This is a genomic window from Moritella dasanensis ArB 0140, assembly GCF_000276805.1.
Lineage (GTDB): Bacteria > Pseudomonadota > Gammaproteobacteria > Enterobacterales > Moritellaceae > Moritella > Moritella dasanensis.
Genome location: NZ_AKXQ01000032.1, coordinates 1 through 19,754, shown reverse-complemented (window position 1 = coordinate 19,754; position 19,754 = coordinate 1). Strand labels below are relative to the sequence as shown.

Annotated in this window: 19 protein-coding genes; 17 read left to right on the top strand and 2 right to left on the bottom strand. The window is 40.7% G+C overall.

From position 1 onward, the window contains the following. The first annotated feature begins 6 nt into the window (after positions 1 to 6). On the top strand, positions 7 to 1,650 hold the full coding sequence (gene yidC, locus A923_RS0119690; RefSeq protein ID WP_017223412.1) for a membrane protein insertase YidC: 1,644 nt from the start codon (positions 7 to 9) through the stop codon (positions 1,648 to 1,650). Between the two features lie 75 nt (positions 1,651 to 1,725). Then, entirely contained in the window at positions 1,726 to 3,090 is a 1,365-nt protein-coding gene (mnmE, locus tag A923_RS0119685) for a tRNA uridine-5-carboxymethylaminomethyl(34) synthesis GTPase MnmE (protein WP_017223411.1), read from the top strand. Positions 3,091 to 3,365: 275 nt separating this feature from the next. Here the strand turns inward: mnmE and A923_RS0119680 are convergent, their stop codons facing one another. Beyond that, positions 3,366 to 4,403, bottom strand: coding sequence for an HDOD domain-containing protein (locus tag A923_RS0119680; protein ID WP_017223410.1), 1,038 nt, complete (start codon positions 4,401 to 4,403; stop codon positions 3,366 to 3,368). 88 nt (positions 4,404 to 4,491) lie between these two features. Here A923_RS0119680 and mioC point away from each other — a divergent pair, with 88 nt between their 5' ends. The 15 genes from mioC to glmU all read left to right on the top strand — a co-directional run bounded on the left by mioC (position 4,492) and on the right by glmU (position 18,505). After that, positions 4,492 to 4,941 carry an FMN-binding protein MioC gene (gene mioC, locus A923_RS0119675; RefSeq protein WP_017223409.1) on the top strand — a complete coding sequence of 150 codons (450 nt, stop codon included), beginning with the start codon at positions 4,492 to 4,494 and terminating at the stop codon, positions 4,939 to 4,941. A gap of 388 nt (positions 4,942 to 5,329) precedes the next feature. Beyond that, positions 5,330 to 7,213: a tRNA uridine-5-carboxymethylaminomethyl(34) synthesis enzyme MnmG gene (gene mnmG, locus A923_RS0119670; protein WP_017223408.1), complete on the top strand. Its 1,884-nt coding sequence runs from the start codon at positions 5,330 to 5,332 to the stop codon at positions 7,211 to 7,213. 194 nt (positions 7,214 to 7,407) lie between these two features. Next, complete coding sequence (gene rsmG / locus A923_RS0119665; protein ID WP_017223407.1) at positions 7,408 to 8,028, top strand: 16S rRNA (guanine(527)-N(7))-methyltransferase RsmG; 621 nt, start codon at positions 7,408 to 7,410, stop codon at positions 8,026 to 8,028. Between the two features lie 12 nt (positions 8,029 to 8,040). Beyond that, positions 8,041 to 8,844 carry a ParA family protein gene (locus tag A923_RS0119660; protein ID WP_017223406.1) on the top strand — a complete coding sequence of 268 codons (804 nt, stop codon included), beginning with the start codon at positions 8,041 to 8,043 and terminating at the stop codon, positions 8,842 to 8,844. Next, positions 8,841 to 9,734: a ParB/RepB/Spo0J family partition protein gene (locus A923_RS0119655; RefSeq protein WP_017223405.1), complete on the top strand. Its 894-nt coding sequence runs from the start codon at positions 8,841 to 8,843 to the stop codon at positions 9,732 to 9,734. The genes A923_RS0119660 and A923_RS0119655 overlap by 4 nt, the downstream gene beginning before the upstream one ends. Before the next feature lie 388 nt (positions 9,735 to 10,122). Then, the gene (locus A923_RS0119650) at positions 10,123 to 10,512 is read left to right on the top strand and encodes an ATP synthase subunit I (protein ID WP_017223404.1); all 390 of its coding nucleotides are present in this window, start codon (positions 10,123 to 10,125) and stop codon (positions 10,510 to 10,512) included. 3 nt (positions 10,513 to 10,515) lie between these two features. Beyond that, a complete protein-coding gene (atpB, locus tag A923_RS0119645; protein WP_017223403.1) occupies positions 10,516 to 11,292 on the top strand; it encodes a F0F1 ATP synthase subunit A in 777 nt (258 codons plus the stop codon). 50 nt (positions 11,293 to 11,342) lie between these two features. Further along, positions 11,343 to 11,585, top strand: a complete 243-nt coding sequence (atpE, locus tag A923_RS0119640; protein ID WP_017223402.1) for a F0F1 ATP synthase subunit C — start codon at positions 11,343 to 11,345, stop codon at positions 11,583 to 11,585. Between the two features lie 36 nt (positions 11,586 to 11,621). Then, positions 11,622 to 12,092 (top strand): F0F1 ATP synthase subunit B, encoded by a 471-nt coding sequence (gene atpF, locus A923_RS0119635; protein ID WP_017223401.1) that lies wholly within the window; start codon positions 11,622 to 11,624, stop codon positions 12,090 to 12,092. A 14-nt stretch (positions 12,093 to 12,106) separates the two neighbouring features. Beyond that, positions 12,107 to 12,640 carry a F0F1 ATP synthase subunit delta gene (atpH, locus tag A923_RS0119630; RefSeq protein ID WP_017223400.1) on the top strand — a complete coding sequence of 178 codons (534 nt, stop codon included), beginning with the start codon at positions 12,107 to 12,109 and terminating at the stop codon, positions 12,638 to 12,640. A 12-nt stretch (positions 12,641 to 12,652) separates the two neighbouring features. Further along, positions 12,653 to 14,194: a F0F1 ATP synthase subunit alpha gene (gene atpA, locus A923_RS0119625; protein WP_017223399.1), complete on the top strand. Its 1,542-nt coding sequence runs from the start codon at positions 12,653 to 12,655 to the stop codon at positions 14,192 to 14,194. A 48-nt stretch (positions 14,195 to 14,242) separates the two neighbouring features. Next, entirely contained in the window at positions 14,243 to 15,109 is an 867-nt protein-coding gene (atpG, locus tag A923_RS0119620) for a F0F1 ATP synthase subunit gamma (protein ID WP_017223398.1), read from the top strand. A gap of 29 nt (positions 15,110 to 15,138) precedes the next feature. Next, entirely contained in the window at positions 15,139 to 16,524 is a 1,386-nt protein-coding gene (atpD, locus tag A923_RS0119615; protein ID WP_017223397.1) for a F0F1 ATP synthase subunit beta, read from the top strand. A gap of 15 nt (positions 16,525 to 16,539) precedes the next feature. After that, positions 16,540 to 16,965 (top strand): F0F1 ATP synthase subunit epsilon, encoded by a 426-nt coding sequence (locus tag A923_RS0119610; protein WP_017223396.1) that lies wholly within the window; start codon positions 16,540 to 16,542, stop codon positions 16,963 to 16,965. Between the two features lie 175 nt (positions 16,966 to 17,140). Then, on the top strand, positions 17,141 to 18,505 hold the full coding sequence (gene glmU / locus A923_RS0119605) for a bifunctional UDP-N-acetylglucosamine diphosphorylase/glucosamine-1-phosphate N-acetyltransferase GlmU (protein WP_026006375.1): 1,365 nt from the start codon (positions 17,141 to 17,143) through the stop codon (positions 18,503 to 18,505). Positions 18,506 to 18,586: 81 nt separating this feature from the next. On the opposite strand, the gene nadE is transcribed toward glmU, so the two are convergent. Next, positions 18,587 to 19,423 carry an ammonia-dependent NAD(+) synthetase gene (gene nadE, locus A923_RS0119600; protein WP_017223394.1) on the bottom strand — a complete coding sequence of 279 codons (837 nt, stop codon included), beginning with the start codon at positions 19,421 to 19,423 and terminating at the stop codon, positions 18,587 to 18,589. Between the last annotated feature and the right edge of the window lie 331 nt (positions 19,424 to 19,754).

Sequence of the window (19,754 nt, the reverse complement as noted above, 5' to 3'; positions counted from 1 at the left end):
TAGATTATGGAATCCCAACGTAATTTACTTGTCATCGGATTATTGTTTGTCAGCTTTTTGCTATTCACTGAATGGCAAAATAAAGACAACCCGGTTGCAGTACCAACAACGATTCAAGCGATCACCAATGGTTTAACTGGCGATGTACCAGCAGGCCGTGACTCATCAACTGACGCACCAATCAGCGAGCAATCAAACAATCTGATTATCATCAGTTCAGACGTACTTGAACTAACTGTCGATACATTAGGTGGTGATATTGTTCATGCAGACTTACTTGAGCATGCAACAGAGTTAGATTCTGAAGAACGTTTCACTTTATTACAAAATGATGCAACAAATGTTTACGTTGCACAAAGTGGTCTTATTGGCGCGAACGGTCCAGATGCAAACGTGAATGGTCGTCCTCAATATACGACGACAGCGCAAGACTTCACTATTTCAGGTGATACATTAAGTATCCCACTGTCATATACAGATGCAAATGGGGTTAAATTTACGAAAGTATTTACCCTTACACGTGGCAGTTATGACGTTGAAGTAAGCTATCAAGTAAACAACCAATCTGCTAACGCAATTTCGGTGCAAATGTACGGTCAATTGAAACAAAATATTGATCTTAGCACTGACGAAGGCAGCAGCATGATGATGAAAGCTTATCGTGGTGCCGCACTTGGTACGACTGATAAACGCTATGAAAAATACGATTTCAGTGATATTAGCGATGCAAACCTAAGCCGCACAACCACTGCTGGTTGGGTTGGCATGTTACAGCATTACTTTGTAACAGCTTGGATCCCAGGCAATAGCCAAAACCAGTTCTATAGTTTGAATATTGGCCGTACTGACTTTACTCAAGGTCAAGCGATTATCGGTTTCAAACAACCTGTTGAAGCGATTGCAGCAAACAGCGAAGCAACTATCTCAGCGAAACTTTGGGTTGGTCCAAAACTGCAAGATCAGATGGGTGAATTAGTTGAAGGTCTTGACCTTACTGTTGATTACAGCTGGTTATGGTTCATTGCGCAACCGCTCTTTAAATTACTACAGTTCTTCCATGGTTTAGTGGGTAACTGGGGTATTGCGGTAATCATGATCACGTTTACCGTACGTGGTGCAATGTATCCGCTAACAAAAGCGCAATACACGTCAATGGCGAAAATGCGTTTACTACAACCAAAATTAACTGCATTGCGTGAAAAATGTGGTGACGACAAACAAAAAATGTCGCAATCAATGATGGCATTGTATAAAGAAGAGAAAGTAAATCCATTAGGTGGTTGTTTCCCAATGATCATTCAAATGCCTATTTTCATCTCATTATACTGGGCATTAATGGAAAGTGTGGAATTACGTCACGCACCATTCGCATTGTGGATTAATGATTTATCAGCACAAGACCCGTACTACGTATTACCGCTATTAATGGGTGTTACTATGTACATGATCCAGAAAATGTCTCCGACACAAGTTCAGGATCCAATGCAACAAAAAGTGATGCAATTCATGCCAGTCATGTTTACATTCTTCTTCTTGTGGTTCCCTGCAGGTCTAGTTCTATATTGGTTAATGAGTAACGTAGTTACAATTATCCAACAAACTATTATTTTCCGAGCGTTGGAAAAACAAGGTTTGCACAGTAAGAAATAAGCTTGCTAATCTTATCAAGGCGGCCCTTGTGCCGCCTTTTTTCATCTAAAAAATATACTATCTTCGGGTAATCACATGCTAACTAATGAAACTATCATTGCACAAGCCACACCGCCAGGACGAGGTGGTGTTGGTATTATTCGTATCTCTGGAGCAAAAACAGAGTTAGTCGCACAAATCGTTTTAAATAAAATTCCGACCGTGCGTAAGGCCGATTACTTATCTTTCTTGGATGAAGAACAGCAGACAATAGACCAAGGCATTGCCATCTTGTTCAAAGCACCGCATTCATTTACCGGTGAAGATGTTTTAGAGTTACAAGGTCATGGTGGTCCCGTGATCATGGACATGTTGATGCGCCGTATTCTAAAAATTGACGGCATCAGAATGGCCCGTCCGGGTGAATTCTCAGAACGCGCATTCCTCAATGATAAAATGGATTTAACCCAAGCCGAAGCGATAGCCGATCTGATCGATGCAACGTCAGAGCGCGCAGTAAAATCAGCAATGAATTCACTGCAAGGTGAGTTTTCGAAAAAAATTAATACTCTAACCGAAAGTTTAATTCACTTACGTATTTACGTTGAAGCTGCAATTGATTTTCCTGAAGAAGAAGTCGACTTTCTGGCTGACGGTAAAATAGCCCAAGCGCTGTACAGCATCATGGATAATCTTAGCGCGGTGCAAAAAGAAGCCAAGCAAGGCGCCATTATTCGTGAAGGTATGAAAGTGGTGATTGCCGGTCGTCCTAATGCAGGTAAGTCGAGTTTGCTCAATGCATTAGCCGGTAAAGAATCGGCTATTGTTACCGACATCGCCGGTACCACGCGTGATGTATTACGCGAACATATCCACATTGATGGTATGCCACTGCATATTATCGATACTGCAGGTTTACGTGACAGCCCAGACCGTGTTGAACAAATTGGTATCGAACGCGCTTGGGAAGAGATCAATAACGCGGATCAAGTACTCTTCATGGTTGATGGCACCACAACAGATGCAACGGATCCTGCCGAAATCTGGCCAGACTTCATTGATCGTCTACCAAGCTCGATCGGACTGACTGTGATCAGAAATAAAATGGATCTTACTGGTGAATCGCCAATCGCGGTTGAAGATCAAGGTCATTCGATCTTTAAAATATCAGCAAAAGAGAATCTTGGTTTAGATGAACTAAAAGATCATTTAAAACAATGCATGGGTTATCAAAGCAATACCGAAGGTGGCTTCATCGCCCGTCGCCGTCACTTAGACGCTATCGAGAAGGCCGATGAGCACTTACAGACAGGCAAACTACAGCTTGAAGTTTATATGGCGGGAGAATTGCTTGCAGAAGAATTACGTTTAGCCCAAGAACAACTCTCGGAAATTACCGGTGAGTTTAGTTCAGACGATCTTCTCGGCCGTATTTTCACTTCATTCTGTATCGGTAAATAATACGTCTATAATAAGACACGATCCGAGTTTGGATCGTGCCTTATTAACAACCGAGCTTAAACACAACCTGACAACGCCAGATCATAATAGCCACATTTAAAACACTTCGGCAACGATCCAATAAGATTCACGTTACAAACCCATCCACAGAGTTACCCACAACTTAATCCCAATAAATGATAACTTTAAAGACGACCAAACACGTGTGGATAAGCCTGCAATTTGCGCTATATTATCAGTACATAACTCCTGATAAGCGGACTATAATCGCTGCTTTATACTCCTGCGATACACGCCTGAATATCTAATTCATGATCAGTACAGAACGCAGCCGCCTGCTGCTGAGAAATATAGCCTTGTGCCAGCAATAGGTGTATTTCACTGTATAAGTTAGCTTCCACCAATAACTTACCGGGAGCGGTCTGATGCAGCATAAAGGCCGTTTCAGACTGTTCATACAAGGCTTTCACCACAACGCCGGGCAATAACCAAGATTGCGCTATCAACGCAGACAAGCGTAATGAATGCTTGGTCATCATCTGTCGAAAAACCTTAGAACTGGGTCTAAATTGTGGGTCACTGATATTCATTTCATCCACAATTAATTTAAACAGCGCGATTTTACCCACATCATGAATTAACCCTAAAAAATAAGCTAATTCAGGATCCTCTCCCCTACTCTTCGCCAGTTTTTTTGCCCACAAGGCCGTTGTTAATGAGTGCTGCCATAAATGCTGACCAAATAACTTAAAGTAAATAGGTTTGATGTCGGTCATATTTTGCATCACGATCGTCAATACAATTGATTTAATCTGCAAGCCACCTAAACGGACCACCGCTTCTGGTAGACTGGTGATTTCTTGAGTCCCTAACTGATAACCCACCGAGTTCACTAACTTGATCACATCAGCTGCGAGCACCGGGTCCTGGGTAATCAATGCCGCTAATTGCTCTGCAGTATAATTATCACTGTCAATTAACGCCGAGACCTTATGCAACACCTCAGGCAATCGCACCACATTTAACGCAATGTTTTCAGGTCGGCTAACACTTCCTTCGACTTTCAGTAAGATGCTTTTCTCTAACGGGTTTAATCCAGCATTCACCTCTGTTGCAACGTCCTTATTATTAAACAGCAAATCATAAAATAATGAGCTGGTATCAATGATCTCATCCGCGACACCGACATCAGGTATACTCACTTTTATCGTCGCAACGTTATTAATAACCGGTTTAAGAGACGTATACGTTATCTTTTTAGTCGCTTGAGTTCGACTAAATAGAGTAAGAAAACGTTGAAATAATGAAGCCATAAGTGCCTTAATAAGCCTGAATTGATATAGTTATGTGCTACATTTTACAGCAAAAATAGTCAAACAAATTTTTAAAGAAGAGGAAACTATGTATACATTCGAAATAATTGTCGGCACAACGTTGGGATCGGCTGAATATGCCGCCGATCATTTAGCAGAAAAACTCATTGATCAAGGCTTTCAGGTCAATATCCATCTCGATCCTAAGCTAGAAAGTCTTCCGATCGACAGCAAACACGCCTGGATCGTTTGCACAGCAACCCATGGTGCGGGTGATTACCCTGATAATATCGCCCCTTTCGCACTACAACTGCAACAATCTAGCCCCGATTTAAACCTCATTAAGTACAGTGTGATCGCCCTAGGCTCAAAATCATATGATCAATTCTGTCATGCTGGCCATATGATCGATCTTCAACTAGCAAAATTGAACGCTAAAAAGGTCGCAGAAACCTTTGAAATTTGCTCAGTAGAAACGCAGATCCCTGAAGATGCGATCGACGGATGGTATCCGCAATGGGTGAATAACTGGCTATAATATAAGCATGATCGAATTTATTTTTTTTATTTTTCTGTGGATAACTATAGATCTTTCTTGTGATCAACCTATAGTTATCCTTGTAGAATAAATACTACATTCGAAGCCCTGTGTATAACTAGGCTATTTACACCCAGCTTATACGTAACAAGCCCAAGCCTTACTAACAGTAAGTGATCGACGCTAAATACATGATCTTGCTAGATCAAAGTGAGTTATCAACAGATCAAGGCGATCCTAATAATAGATCTTATAAGATCTCTTTTAAGATCTTAAGATCAACAGTTGGATCTAAATAAAAATATAATTAAGATCATTTGCATCTGTTAGAGAAAACCGTAGACTGTGCCGCTCTGAATATTTCCGCTAAACAAAACCGAGGTGATACATGGCATACCATGAACAATTTGAAGTTATCGTCGTAGGTGGCGGACATGCTGGCACCGAAGCTGCTGCAGCTGCTGCTCGTATGGGTCGAAAGACATTATTATTAACCCATAACATCGATACGCTAGGCCACATGTCGTGTAATCCTGCTATTGGTGGTATCGGTAAAGGCCATCTCGTTAAAGAAATTGACGCGCTTGGCGGTATCATGGGTCAAGCAACCGACCTCGGCGGTATTCAATTTAGAACATTAAATTCAAGTAAAGGCCCTGCTGTTCGCGCAACTAGAGCACAAGCGGATCGTCTGTTATACAAATCAGCAGTACGACAAAAACTTGAAAATCAACAAAACCTAACGATATTCCAACAATCTGTTGACGATCTTATTATTGAAAACGATCGAGTTGTCGGTGTGATGACGCAAGCAGGTTTATCGTTTAGAGCCAAGTCAGTGGTATTAACCGTCGGTACTTTCCTTGACGGACTTATCCACATTGGTTTGAAAAACTATCCAGGTGGTCGCGCAGGTGATCCTGCATCAGTATCATTGGCTGCACGTCTACGTGAATTACCAATTCGTACTGGTCGTTTAAAAACTGGTACGCCACCACGTATCGATGGTCGCACAATTGATTTTTCAGTAATGGAAGAGCAACACGGAGATGATCCAACGCCGGTATTCTCTTTTATTGGTAGCCGTAAAGATCATCCCCAACAGGTTCCTTGTTATATTACCCATACCAATAATAATACGCATGATGTGATCCGCAGCGGTATGGATCGTAGTCCTATGTATACTGGTATGATCGAAGGTATTGGCCCACGTTATTGCCCCTCGATCGAAGATAAGATCACGCGTTTTTCAGATAAAGAATCTCATCAGATTTTTATCGAGCCAGAAGGTTTAACAACACATGAAGTTTACCCTAATGGTATTTCAACGAGTTTACCTTACGATGTGCAAGTTGATCTTGTACGTTCGATCCGCGGTTTAGAGAACGCGCATATTACGCGTCCGGGTTATGCGATCGAGTATGATTACTTTGATCCCCGCGATCTTAAGTTAACGCTAGAAAGTAAATTTATCGAAGGTTTGTTCCTTGCGGGTCAAATCAACGGTACAACGGGTTATGAAGAAGCTGCAGCCCAAGGTCTACTTGCTGGTTTAAATGCCGCTCGCACAGCCCGAGAAGAAGATACGTGGTATCCACGCCGTGATCAGGCTTACTTAGGTGTATTGGTTGATGACTTAGCTACGCTAGGTACTAAAGAACCGTACCGCATGTTTACCAGCCGTGCCGAATACCGTTTATTGTTACGTGAAGATAATGCTGACGCACGTTTAACCGAGCAAGGTCGTGAACTTGGTTTGGTTGATGATCATCGTTGGGCGATATTTAACGAGAAAATGGAAGCCATTGAACTCGAGCAACAACGCTTACGTTCAACTTGGATCAATCCAACAAAAGCGTTTGCAGATAAGATCAATACATTATTAGCGACGCCACTATCACGTGAACATACCCTAGAAGATCTTATTCGTCGTCCAGAAGTAACTTACGACGCGTTGATGACAATTGAAGAGTTGGGTCCTAAGCTAGAACATGAAGCGGCTGCGGAACAAGTTGAAATCACCATTAAGTATGAAGGTTATATTAACCGTCAGAAAGCGGAGATTGAAAAGCAACTGCGTCATGAGAATACTTTGTTACCAACGGATTTAGATTACGCCTCAATTAAAGGTCTATCTAATGAGGTTGTTGCTAAGTTAATTGACGTTAAACCGCAAACAATTGGCATGGCATCACGAATTTCAGGTATCACACCTGCTGCAATCTCAATTCTACTGATTTATTTGAAAAAGCAAAACTTACTCAATAAATAAATAATAAGTTACGATAGCCACCGTTAACGCATTTATCGGTGGCTATATATCCTCATTTTTGACATCATTCCCTAATTTGCAATGCTACTATTTAGCTAAGGTACCTTTACCTTATTTAGTAGGTTGTCTTTTTCTTTTTTTCTACGATTTAATATTAACTTACATAATCGGGTTTTACCGGAGTAAATCTACCTATGATCAACCGCCTCGACGCATTATTAGCCCAAACATCTTTGGTTGTTACTGATACCCAAAAGCAGCAATTAGTGGCATTAGTGAATTTGTTACATAAGTGGAATAAAGCATACAACCTGACGTCAGTACGTGATCCTGACGACATGTTAGTCAAACATATTATGGACAGTCTTGTGGTAAGTCCTTATCTAGAGGGCGAGCGTTTTATTGATGTAGGTACTGGACCTGGTTTACCGGGATTACCGTTAGCGATCTTGAATCCAGATAAAGAATTTGTATTGCTCGATAGTTTGGGTAAACGTATGCGTTTTATCACCCAGGCGGTGCACGAATTAAAATTAACCAACGTGACATCGGTACAATCACGAGTTGAAGAATATCAGCCTGAAATTAAATTTGATGGCGTATTAAGTCGTGCGTTTGCTTCATTAGAAGATATGTTACATTGGTGTAAGCATCTACCAAAACAAGATGGATTGTTTTATGCGTTGAAAGGAGTAAGACCAACGGGTGAAATCAAAACATTGAATACTAAATTTAAGCTGGAAGTTGCACATAAACTAACAGTGCCAGGATTAGAAGGCGAACGTCATCTAATCGTCATGTCTGAGATTAAATAATAGGGAACATTTGTGGGCAAAATCATAGCAATAGCTAACCAAAAAGGTGGCGTAGGAAAAACAACTACTTGTGTCAATTTAGCAGCCTCAATGTCGGCGACTAAACGTAAGGTATTGCTAATTGATCTTGATCCACAAGGTAACGCTACCATGGGCAGTGGAGTCGACAAATATGCTGTCGAGTATTCTGCCTATGACTTATTGGTTGATGAAAAACCGGTTAATGAGGTTGTCATCACTGAAACATCAGGTAAATATCACCTGATCGCAGCGAATCAAGATGTCACCGCGGCTGAAATTAAATTAATGGCATTTTTTGCGCGTGAGTTACGCTTAAAAAATGCATTAGCAACAGTGAAAGATTATTATGATTATATTTTTATTGATTGCCCACCATCATTAAATTTACTCACAATTAACGCGATGGCTGCAGCTGACTCTATTATTGTGCCAATGCAATGTGAGTATTATGCCCTTGAAGGTCTTACTGCATTAATGGATACCACCACTAAATTGGCGGCAGCTGTTAATCCAGAACTGAAAATTGAAGGCATACTTCGCACTATGTATGACCCACGTAATCGCTTAGCGTGTGATGTATCTGAACAACTTAAGCAACATTTTGGCGATAAAGTCTATCGTACTGTGATCCCCCGTAATGTCCGCTTAGCGGAAGCGCCAAGCTTTGGCGCACCTGCCATGTATTATGATAAATCTTCGAGCGGGGCTAAAGCTTATTTAGCGTTGGCTGGAGAAATCATTCGTCGTCAAGAATTAGCCAATGAACAGAGCGTACAGGCAAAGGAACAAGCATGAATACGAAAAAACGAGGTTTAGGTAAAGGTCTGGATGCATTGCTTGGTACCAGTGCTATGGCAAGAACCAAAGAACAAACGGCTGATGAGCAATCTAAAGCGATCCCTGTCGTCGAAAATGAACTGAAGAAATTACCGGTTGAATGGTTATACCCAGGTAAATATCAACCACGAAAAGACATGGCAACAGATGCGCTAGATGAATTAGCTGCATCAATTACCGCTCAAGGTATTATTCAACCTATCGTTGTGCGTGAGCTCTGTGCACAACAATATGAAATTATTGCTGGTGAACGCCGATGGCGCGCAGCACAACTCGCCGGTTTAAGCCAAGTCCCTTGTATTGTCAAAAATGCTGCTGATGAAGCGGTAATGGCGATGGCTTTAATTGAGAATATCCAGCGTGAAGATTTAAACGCGATGGAACAATCAACAGCATTACTGCGTCTCATCGAAGAGTTCTCATTAACGCATCAACAGGTCGCTGATGCGGTGGGTAAATCACGCGCTTCAGTATCCAATTTATTACGTTTAAATAGCCTTAATAATGACGTGAAAATTTTGCTTGAGCATGGCGACATTGAGATGGGTCATGGACGGGCTTTATTGGGCTTAGAAGGCGAGCTACAATCACAAGCGGCAAGTAACATTGCCCAACGTGGTTTAACGGTGAGAGATACCGAAAAATTAGTCAGAAAATTACTCGAACCTAAGGCTGAGATCACATCTGAAAAGGGTAAAGATCCTGATGTTGTCAGCCTTGAATATCGCTTGTCTGAACGGTTAAAAGCCAAAGTTATCATTAAACAAGGTATAAATGGCTGTGGAAAGTTAACAATTGACTATACTAGCCTCTCAGAATTGGATGATATAATTGCAACATTAGGTTAAATTTTAATCTTCAAGTGATAAAGATCAAATTAAGTTAAGATTTTTAAAAGTGAACTTATGAGTCTTGAAATGCACTTCGGTCAGGGATTTTCGCTTTTCTTTATAATTATCTTCATTTGAAATATCAAAGGCTTATATTTCTTAATATATCAAAATAACTTTATTTCATAATAACGGCCTTGTTTAGAATTTAATATTATAAGGGCGGTACTCATTAGTGGGTAACGCCTGCTATATCTCATTTTTCAGAATATTCTACTTAGCTTTCCTTATCCGGCTTGCAATCAGTTGCATTAGCACCACTTCAACGTATAATTTATCCTGCTTTTAGAAGCGTTTTTGTATATTTTTTTTGAATGCTTCAAAAAGATTGTTTTAGGGGTTTATTTTGTCAAATAAATTAGCAATGAATGCGTTCAATCAAGCTATTAAGTTGATTGTGTTTCAGGTGCTATTAGTGGCCATTTGTGCGTTAACCTTTTTGTTGATTGATGGTGAGCTTTCTGCTCGTTCTGCAGTATTTGGTGGCATCATTTATGTGTTACCAAATTATATTTTTACGCGTTTGGCTTTCCGTTTTATGGGCGCCAGACAAATGAAAGATGTAGTCGCATCATTCGCATTGGGTGAATCGTTAAAATTGGTACTGACAGTTGTATTCTTTATTGTTGTGTTAGGTTTCGTTAAGGTGAATTATCTTCCTCTTTACGTTACATTTTCATTAGCGATAGGTTCACAATTATTTGCTCCTTATTTTATGAACAAAAAACTGGGATGAAAAATGTCTGCAACAGGTGAAGCACTAACGTCGACCCAATATATCCAACATCACTTAACTAATTTAGCGGTTGGTGAAGGATTTTGGACTTGGCACCTAGACACACTTTTCGTAACCCTCGCTTTAGGGATTTTATTCTTAGGGACATTCTATCGAGTTGGTCAGAAAGCGACAACGGGCGTACCGGGTAAATTTCAATGTTTCGTTGAAATGTGCATCGAGTTTGTAAACGACATTGTGAAAGAATCTTTCCATGGTCGTAATGCATTAATAGCGCCGCTGTCATTAACTATCTTTATGATGGTTATTCTGATGAACACAATGGATTTGATTCCTGTAGATTTTATTCCTGAAGCAGCAAAAGCAATTGGAATCGACTACATGAAAGTTGTTCCAACAACAGACTTAAATACTACTTTCGCTATGTCGTTAAGTATTTTTGCGCTAATTGTTGGTTTCAGCATCAAGGTTAAAGGTTTTCGTGGGTTCACTCGTGAACTGACTATGAATCCATTTAACCATTGGGTATTTATTCCTTTTAACTTTGCACTGGAAATGGTTACTTTACTGGCGAAGCCTATCTCATTAGCGCTACGTTTGTTTGGTAATATGTACGCAGGTGAGCTGATCTTTATTTTGATCGCGCTTATGCCTTGGTACCTTCAGTGGGGACTAAGTGTGCCATGGGCGATTTTCCATATTTTGGTAATCGTTCTACAAGGGTTTATCTTCATGATGCTGTCTATGGTTTACCTAAGCAGTGCATGTGAAGATCATTAATTTATAAACACAAATTTTAATTAAAATTTTTTATCTTATTGGAGAATAAAATGGAAACTGTATCAGCTACTATTTTCGCTGTTGCTATCTTACTAGGTTTTGCTGCATTCGGTACAGCAATTGGCTTCGCTATCTTAGGCGGCAAATTCCTAGAGTCTTCTGCTCGTCAACCAGAGATGGCACCAGCATTACAAACTAAAATGTTCATTGTTGCTGGTCTTCTTGATGCGATCTCTATGATTGCAGTTGGTATCGCATTATTCCTATTATTCGCGAACCCATTCATCGCTTAATCGGCTTTTGGTCCACCACTAACCAGGAGGTTCGTTGTGAATATCAACGCAACTCTTTTAGGACAAGCGATTTCATTTACGTTATTCGTACTATTTTGTATGAAATATGTATGGCCACCGTTAATTGCGGCCATCGAAGAACGTCAAAAGAAAATCGCAGATGGTCTTGCAAGTGCGGATAAAGCTGCTAAAGATCTGAAGCTGGCGGAAGCTAAAGCGACAGATCAATTGAAAGATGCTAAAGCGCAAGCTGCAACTATCATTGATGCAGCAAATAAGCGTAAATCTCAAATTGTCGATGAAGCTAAAGATGAAGCACATGCAGAGCGAGTTAAAATTCTTGCTCAAGCAGAAGCGGAAGTTGAAGCAGAACGTAATCGTCTAAAAGAAGAGTTACGCAAACAAGTAGCTGGTTTAGCTATTGCCGGTGCTGAAAAAATTATCGAACGTTCTATCGATGCAGCTGCAAACAGCGACATCGTAGACAAAATCGTTGCAGAACTTTAACAACTGGGGGGCTTATGTCTGATTTGACTACTATTGCTCGTCCATATGCTAAAGCTGCATTTGATTTTGCCGTTAAGGAACAGGCTATTGATAAATGGCAAGAAATGTTAGCGTTTACGGCGGAAATCGCGGTGAATAAAGATATTTCTACCTTATTAAATGGCGCTGTGAGTGCACACACTATTGCTGATATTTTTATCAACGTAGCTGATGAGCAACTTAACGAATCTGGTCAAAACTTTATTAAAATATTGGCCGAGAACGCTCGTTTAAGCGTATTACCATACGTTGTTACTTTATTTGCACACTACAAAGCGGAACATGAGAAATCTGTTGAAGCTGATGTAACTTCTGCAATGCCATTAACGGCAGAGCAAGAAGCAAACATTGTAATCGCGTTGGAAAAACGTTTAGCACGCAAAGTTAAGTTAAATTGCAACGTTGATAACACTTTAATTGCAGGTTTGATTATTCAGACAGGTGATTTAGTTATTGATGGCTCTGTACGCGGTAAGTTAAATAAACTTGCGGAAGCGCTACAATCGTAATTGGGGAATAGCATGCAACTGAATTCTACAGAAATCAGTGATCTGATCAAACAACGTATTGAAAAATTCAGCGTTGTTAGTGAAGCAAGAAATGAAGGTACGATCGTTTCAGTAAGCGATGGTATTATTCGTATTCATGGCCTTGCAGACTGTATGCAAGGCGAAATGATTGAATTACCTGGCAACCGTTTTGGTATCGCACTTAACCTAGAGCGTGACTCTGTTGGTGCGGTAGTAATGGGTTCTTACATGGGTCTTGCAGAAGGCCAAAAAGTACGTTCAACTGGACGTATTTTTGAAGTGCCAGTAGGTCGCAACTTATTAGGTCGTGTTTTAAACACACTTGGTGAGCCTATCGACGGTAAAGGACCAATCGACAACGATGGTTTCTCTCCTGTTGAAGTAATTGCACCTGGTGTAATGGAACGTAAATCTGTTGATCAACCTGTACAGATCGGTATCAAAGCTATTGACGCTATGATCCCAATCGGTCGTGGTCAACGTGAGCTTATTATTGGTGACCGTCAGGTTGGTAAGAGTGCTATCGCTATCGATGCAATCATCAACCAAAAAGACTCGGGCATCAAATGTGTATACGTAGCAATCGGTCAGAAAGCTTCTACCGTTGCTAGTGTTGTACGTAAGCTTGAAGAACATGGCGCAATGGAAAACACTATTCTTGTTGTTGCAACAGCTTCTGAAGCTGCGGCACTACAATACTTAGCACCATACGCTGGTTGTGCTATGGGTGAATACTTCCGTGACCGTGGTGAAGATGCACTAATCGTATATGATGATTTGTCTAAGCAAGCAGTTGCTTACCGTCAAATTTCATTACTTTTACGTCGTCCGCCGGGCCGTGAAGCATACCCTGGTGATGTTTTCTATCTACATTCACGTCTACTAGAGCGTGCCGCTCGTGTAAACGCTGATTACGTAGAAGCGTTCACTAAAGGTGAAGTGAAAGGTAAGACTGGTTCTTTAACTGCTCTTCCAATCATTGAAACTCAAGGTGGTGACGTATCTGCGTTCGTACCAACGAACGTAATTTCTATTACCGATGGTCAGATCTTCTTGACTACAGAACTGTTTAACTCAGGCACACGTCCTGCTGTTGATCCAGGTATCTCTGTATCGCGTGTTGGTGGTTCAGCACAAACGAAGATCATTAAGAAACTATCTGGTGGTATTCGTACCGCACTAGCACAGTATCGTGAATTAGCAGCATTTGCTCAATTCTCTTCTGACCTTGATGATGCAACGCGCAAGCAGCTTGATCATGGTGCAAAAGTTACTGAGCTAATGAAGCAAGGTCAATATGCGCCGATGAGCGTAGCTGAACAAGCGCTATCTTTATATGCAGCAGAAATTGGTGCATTAGAAGATGTTGCAGTTAACAAAATTGTTAGCTTTGAAGCGTCTTTGCAGGCTTATGCTAAAGCGGAACACGCTGATTTTCTTGCTTCTATTAATGAAACAGGCGCGTACGACAAAGATATTCAAGCTAAGCTATCAAGCTTAATTGAAAGCTTTAAGTCTACACAAACCTGGTAAGAGCGGTGGCAGCCTTTGCTGCCACAGCTAGCTTAATAGGAGAAGCAAATGGCCGGCGCTAAAGAAATTAAAAACAAGATCGGGAGTATTACTAATACTCAGAAGATCACCAGCGCAATGGAGATGGTTGCCGCGAGTAAAATGCGTAAAGCACAAGATCGCATGGCAGCTAGCCGCCCATACGCTAACACAATGCGCAGAGTGATCGGTCATCTCGCCGAAGGTTCTTTAGAGTACTCTCATCCGTACCTAGAAGAACGTGACGTGAAACGTGTTGGTTATATTGTGATTTCAACAGACCGTGGTCTATGTGGCGGCTTGAACATCAATCTTTTCAAAAAGACTCTCTCTGATATGAAGGGATGGTCTGAGAAAAATGTAGAGATCGATTTAGGCCTTATTGGTGCTAAAGCGGGTACATTTTTCGCTAACGTAGGCGGAAACGTGGTTGCTAATACAGCAAACCTCGGTGAAGAACCTACGCTAGAAGATTTGATTGGTTCTGTTCAAGTTATGCTAGAAGCATACGATAACGGGAAGTTGGATCGCTTATTCGTTGTATATAACAAATTTGTTAATACAATGACGCAAGAACCAACTATCGATCAACTACTGCCGTTGCCTGCATCGGAAGAAAACGAAGCATTACCAAAGCATGGTTGGGATTACCTTTATGAAGGTGAACCAGCTGAGCTTCTAACTAAATTATTAGTTAGATTTATTGAATCTCAAGTGTATCAAGGTGTTGTAGAAAATGCAGCATCTGAACAAGCAGCACGTATGTTTGCAATGAAAAATGCAACAGACAATGCTGGTGACATTATTGATGAGCTGCAGTTAATTTTTAACAAAGCCCGTCAATCTGCCATTACACAAGAGATTTCTGAAATTTGTGCTGGTGCTTCAGCGGTTTAGGCAAACTTGTAAAGATTAGAGGATTTAAAATGAGTACTGGTATTATTGTCCAGATCATCGGTGCTGTTGTGGACGTTGAGTTCCCTCAGAAATCCGTACCTCAAGTGTACGATGCACTGACGTTTGACGACGCTAGCTTATCTGAATTGGTGCTAGAAGTTCAGCAACAAATTGGTGGTGGTGTTGTTCGTTGTATCGTTATGGGTTCAAGTGACGGCTTACGCCGAGGCCTTAAAGTAACTAACACTGGTAGCGCAATTAGCGTGCCTGTTGGTGACGAATGTCTTGGTCGTATTGTAAACGTTCTTGGTAATCCAATTGATGGTAAAGGCGCTATCCCAACAGATGTGCGTTATGAAATTCACCGTACAGCTCCTACTTATGAAGAGCAGTCACTTTCTAGCGAATTGCTAGAAACAGGTGTTAAAGTTATCGATCTGATTTGCCCATTTGCTAAAGGTGGTAAAGTCGGTCTATTCGGTGGTGCCGGTGTTGGTAAAACCGTAAACATGATGGAACTGATCAACAACATTGCTAAAGCTCACTCAGGTTTATCTGTGTTTGCTGGTGTTGGTGAGCGTACTCGTGAAGGTAACGATTTCTACTACGAGATGGAAGAAGCCGGCGTACTTGATAAAGTAGCAATGGTTTACGGCCAAATGAATGAGCCTCCAGGTAACCGTTTACGTGTTGCTTTGACTGGTTTATCAATGGCTGAACGCTTCCGTGACGAAGGTAAAGATGTATTACTATTCATCGATAACATCTATCGTTATACACTTGCGGGAACTGAAGTATCTGCATTGTTAGGTCGTATGCCATCAGCGGTAGGCTACCAGCCTACACTAGCTGAAGAAATGGGTATCCTACAAGAGCGTATTACTTCAACTAAGAGTGGTTCAATTACATCTATCCAAGCGGTATACGTACCTGCGGATGATTTAACGGATCCATCTCCAGCAACAACATTTGCTCACTTAGATGCAACTGTTGTACTGAACCGTAATATTGCTTCAATGGGTATGTACCCTGCGATCGACCCACTAGATTCTACTTCTCGTCAGTTAGATCCTCTAGTAGTTGGTCAAGAACATTACGACATCGCTCGTGGCGTTCAAGGTGTACTACAGCGTTATACTGAGTTAAAAGACATTATTGCGATCCTAGGTATGGATGAGCTATCTGAAGAAGATAAGCAAATCGTATCTCGTGCTCGTAAGATCCAACGTTTCTTAACTCAGCCATACCATGTTGCTGAAGTATTTACTGGTGACCCAGGTGTTTTAGTATCATTAAAAGAAACTCTACGTGGCTTTAAAGGCTTACTAGAGGGCGATTATGATGATCTTCCTGAGCAAGCGTTCATGTATTGTGGTTCAATCGACGATGCTGTTGAAGCTGCGAAGAAAATGTAACTAAGCGAGGGCACTATGGCTATGACTTTTGATTTGAATGTTGTGAGCGCTGAAGGGATTTTATTTTCTGGGCGTGTTGAAAGCATTCAAGTTACCGGTTCTGGCGGTGAGTTCGGCATTTTAGCTGGACATACACCACTATTAACTGGAATAGTACCTGGCATGGTGCGCTTGGTTAAACAATACGGTAAAGAAGAAGTTATCTTTGTTTCAGGCGGTACTTGTGAAGTACAACCTGGCGAAGTTACCGTGCTGGCTGATACTGCAATTCGTGCAGAAGATCTAGATTTAGCCAAAGCGCAAGAAGCCAAAAGACAAGCTGAAGAACTACTTAATAACTCTGCAACTAATCAAGATGTGGATTACACTCAAGTAGCTATTCAACTGGCTGATGCTATTGCTCAACTTCGTGTGCTTAAATTGGTTAAAAAATTCAATTAATTTAACTTAGTTAGATTAATTGAAGTTTTAATCGAACACATGTAGTTGTCAAAAAGCGACCTTAGGGTCGCTTTTTTTATATCTTCGTTTAATTATTCATATTGTTAAACCACTTTATTCCCTATAATCTAACTACTATTTATTTTAATTATTCATCTTTTGATAAGAGCCCATTATGCCTATTAGTGTTGTTATTCTTGCCGCTGGAAAAGGAACGCGAATGCGTTCTGAGCTTCCAAAAGTTCTTCACCCAATCGCTAAAAAACCAATGGTTCAGCATGTTATTGATACCGTTAAGCAGTTAGATGTTAACGATATCCATTTAGTTTATGGTCATGGCGCTGAATTACTGAAATCACGAATCAAAGATGACAAATTAGATTGGGTACTACAAGCAGAACAGTTGGGAACAGGTCATGCTGTACAGCAAGCAGCTGATCGATTTAAAGCAGATGAACAAGTGTTGGTACTGTATGGTGATGTGCCATTGATTAGCCAAGAAACACTGACGCATCTATGCCAATCACAGCCTGAAGGTGGTATTGGTTTGCTCACGGTGAAATTAGCGAATCCGATGGGCTATGGTCGTATTGTTCGTGACGGAGAAACCGTTGTTGGTATTATTGAGCAGAAAGACGCATCAGCCGAACAACTTAAGATTAATGAAGTGAACTCCGGTATTTTAGTTGCCAATGGCGCTGACTTTCAACATTGGCTGTCACTGTTAGATAACAATAATGCGCAAGCGGAGTATTACTTAACTGACGTGATTGCACTGGCACATAAAGCTGGTCGTAAGATTAACGCTGTTCACCCAATTGCGAACATTGAAGTTGAAGGCGTGAATAATCGTATGCAGTTAGCTGAACTTGAGCGCGCATACCAAGAATTACAAGCCTATAAACTGATGGAGCAAGGCGTTACCATGCTTGATCCTCGCCGCTTTGATTTACGTGGTGAAGTAAGCGTTGGTAATGATGTTACTTTTGATATCAATGTCATTATTGAAGGTAAGGTAACTATTGGTAGCGGTGTTACTATTGGTGCGAACTGTATTTTGAAAGATTGCCATATTGGTGATAACTCAGAAATTAAACCAAATTCAATTATTGAATCAACAACAATAGGTGTTGATTGCAGTGCCGGTCCGTTTGCACGTTTACGTCCTGGTACAGTATTGAAAGATGATGCACATGTAGGTAATTTTGTTGAATTGAAAAAAACAACATTAGGTAAAGGCTCTAAAGCCGGCCATCTTGCGTATCTTGGTGATAGTATTATTGGTGAAAAAGTAAATATTGGTGCAGGTACTATTACTTGTAATTATGATGGCGTAAATAAATTCCAGACTGTTATTGAAGACGGTGCATTTATTGGTTCTGATAGCCAGTTAATTGCACCCGTGACGATTGGAAAAAATGCCACTGTTGGTGCTGGTTCGACTATCGCAAAAGACGTCGCTGCAGATGAACTTGTGATTACGCGAGTGAAACAACGTCATATCAAGAATTGGCCGAAACCAATTAAAATCATCAAGTAAATAATTACACTGAATTATTTACAGAGCCAGAAGCAGAGATATCATATTTCTGCTTCTTTCATTTCATCAATAACAATTCAATTAAGTGGGCGTTGGTACTGGATTTCGTTTATGCGTCGTTTTATTGTAAGTATCGATGATTTTAGCTTCAGCCCTAGCATCAATGTTTTTTCCTTCTAAGAAATCATCTATTTGGTCGTAAGTGACCCCAAGCGCTATTTCATCTTCCAATTGTGGACGATCTTCTTCTAGATCAGCTGTGGGTATTTTGAGATAAACATCTTGTGCTGCGCCTAAATATTCAGCTAATGCTCGAACTTGACGTTTATTCAATCCAAATAAAGGCGCGAGATCGCAAGCACCATCGCCATGTTTGGTAAAGAAGCCTGAGATATTCTCTGCACTATGATCTGTGCCGGGAACTAACCCTCTATATAAGCCTGCGATTTCATACTGAGCAATCATCCGCATTCTGGCTTTTACATTGCCTTTATTGAAATCTTGATTAAATGCAGTTGTTTCAGCTAAGCCTGCATTTCTAACGGATTGAAGAACTTCAGCATGAATACTGTCTGTGCCCGATTGAATATTCACGGTAACTGATGTTTTTGGATTAATAAAACGAAGTGCTTTTTGTGCATCATCTTCATCTGCTTGTACAGAGTAAGGTAAGCGTACCGCAATAAAATTATAATCATCACTGCTTTGTTCTGCATTCAACTCTTCAATAGCTAATTGGCAAAGTCGGCCACAAGTTGATGAGTCAACACCACCACTTATACCTAATACCAAACTTTTTAATCCTGAGTTAGCTAATTGTTGTTTGATAAAGCCAATGCGACTATGGATCTCATCGTCGATATCGATACTCGGTTTAACTTTCATCTCTGCAATAATCTGTTTTTTAAGTTCAGTCATAGGTTTATCTCCTTGGTTAACGTTATTGTATCGCGATAAATTGACATTACTAGTTATCAGGTTCGCTAATGGAGACTTTTATAACGTATCGATTCGCTATACTGCGGTATTTACATACGATTAAGATCGAAAAAAAACACTTTAGTACTAAATGCGTACAGCACTTGCCGTTTGTTGTCTTATTTCCTAATAACACTTGCCTATATGATCGAATTCTCTATAATCGCTCTCACTGACACGGCAACAGCCGCTCAGTACGCTCTTTAACAATTTATTCAAGCAATCTGTGTGAGCACTTGCAGAGATATAATGACCAAATATTATATCAATG

What these genes read in the sequence shown, in the direction of transcription:
- yidC (WP_017223412.1), top strand. Translation starts at nt 7, where the DNA reads ATGGAATCCCAACGTAATTTACTTGTCATCGGATTATTGTTTGTCAGC.
- mnmE (WP_017223411.1), top strand. Translation starts at nt 1,726, where the DNA reads ATGCTAACTAATGAAACTATCATTGCACAAGCCACACCGCCAGGACGA.
- A923_RS0119680 (WP_017223410.1), bottom strand. Translation starts at nt 4,403, where the DNA reads ATGGCTTCATTATTTCAACGTTTTCTTACTCTATTTAGTCGAACTCAA.
- mioC (WP_017223409.1), top strand. Translation starts at nt 4,492, where the DNA reads ATGTATACATTCGAAATAATTGTCGGCACAACGTTGGGATCGGCTGAA.
- mnmG (WP_017223408.1), top strand. Translation starts at nt 5,330, where the DNA reads ATGGCATACCATGAACAATTTGAAGTTATCGTCGTAGGTGGCGGACAT.
- rsmG (WP_017223407.1), top strand. Translation starts at nt 7,408, where the DNA reads ATGATCAACCGCCTCGACGCATTATTAGCCCAAACATCTTTGGTTGTT.
- A923_RS0119655 (WP_017223405.1), top strand. Translation starts at nt 8,841, where the DNA reads ATGAATACGAAAAAACGAGGTTTAGGTAAAGGTCTGGATGCATTGCTT.
- atpB (WP_017223403.1), top strand. Translation starts at nt 10,516, where the DNA reads ATGTCTGCAACAGGTGAAGCACTAACGTCGACCCAATATATCCAACAT.
- atpE (WP_017223402.1), top strand. Translation starts at nt 11,343, where the DNA reads ATGGAAACTGTATCAGCTACTATTTTCGCTGTTGCTATCTTACTAGGT.
- atpH (WP_017223400.1), top strand. Translation starts at nt 12,107, where the DNA reads ATGTCTGATTTGACTACTATTGCTCGTCCATATGCTAAAGCTGCATTT.
- atpA (WP_017223399.1), top strand. Translation starts at nt 12,653, where the DNA reads ATGCAACTGAATTCTACAGAAATCAGTGATCTGATCAAACAACGTATT.
- atpG (WP_017223398.1), top strand. Translation starts at nt 14,243, where the DNA reads ATGGCCGGCGCTAAAGAAATTAAAAACAAGATCGGGAGTATTACTAAT.
- atpD (WP_017223397.1), top strand. Translation starts at nt 15,139, where the DNA reads ATGAGTACTGGTATTATTGTCCAGATCATCGGTGCTGTTGTGGACGTT.
- A923_RS0119610 (WP_017223396.1), top strand. Translation starts at nt 16,540, where the DNA reads ATGGCTATGACTTTTGATTTGAATGTTGTGAGCGCTGAAGGGATTTTA.
- glmU (WP_026006375.1), top strand. Translation starts at nt 17,141, where the DNA reads ATGCCTATTAGTGTTGTTATTCTTGCCGCTGGAAAAGGAACGCGAATG.
- nadE (WP_017223394.1), bottom strand. Translation starts at nt 19,423, where the DNA reads ATGACTGAACTTAAAAAACAGATTATTGCAGAGATGAAAGTTAAACCG.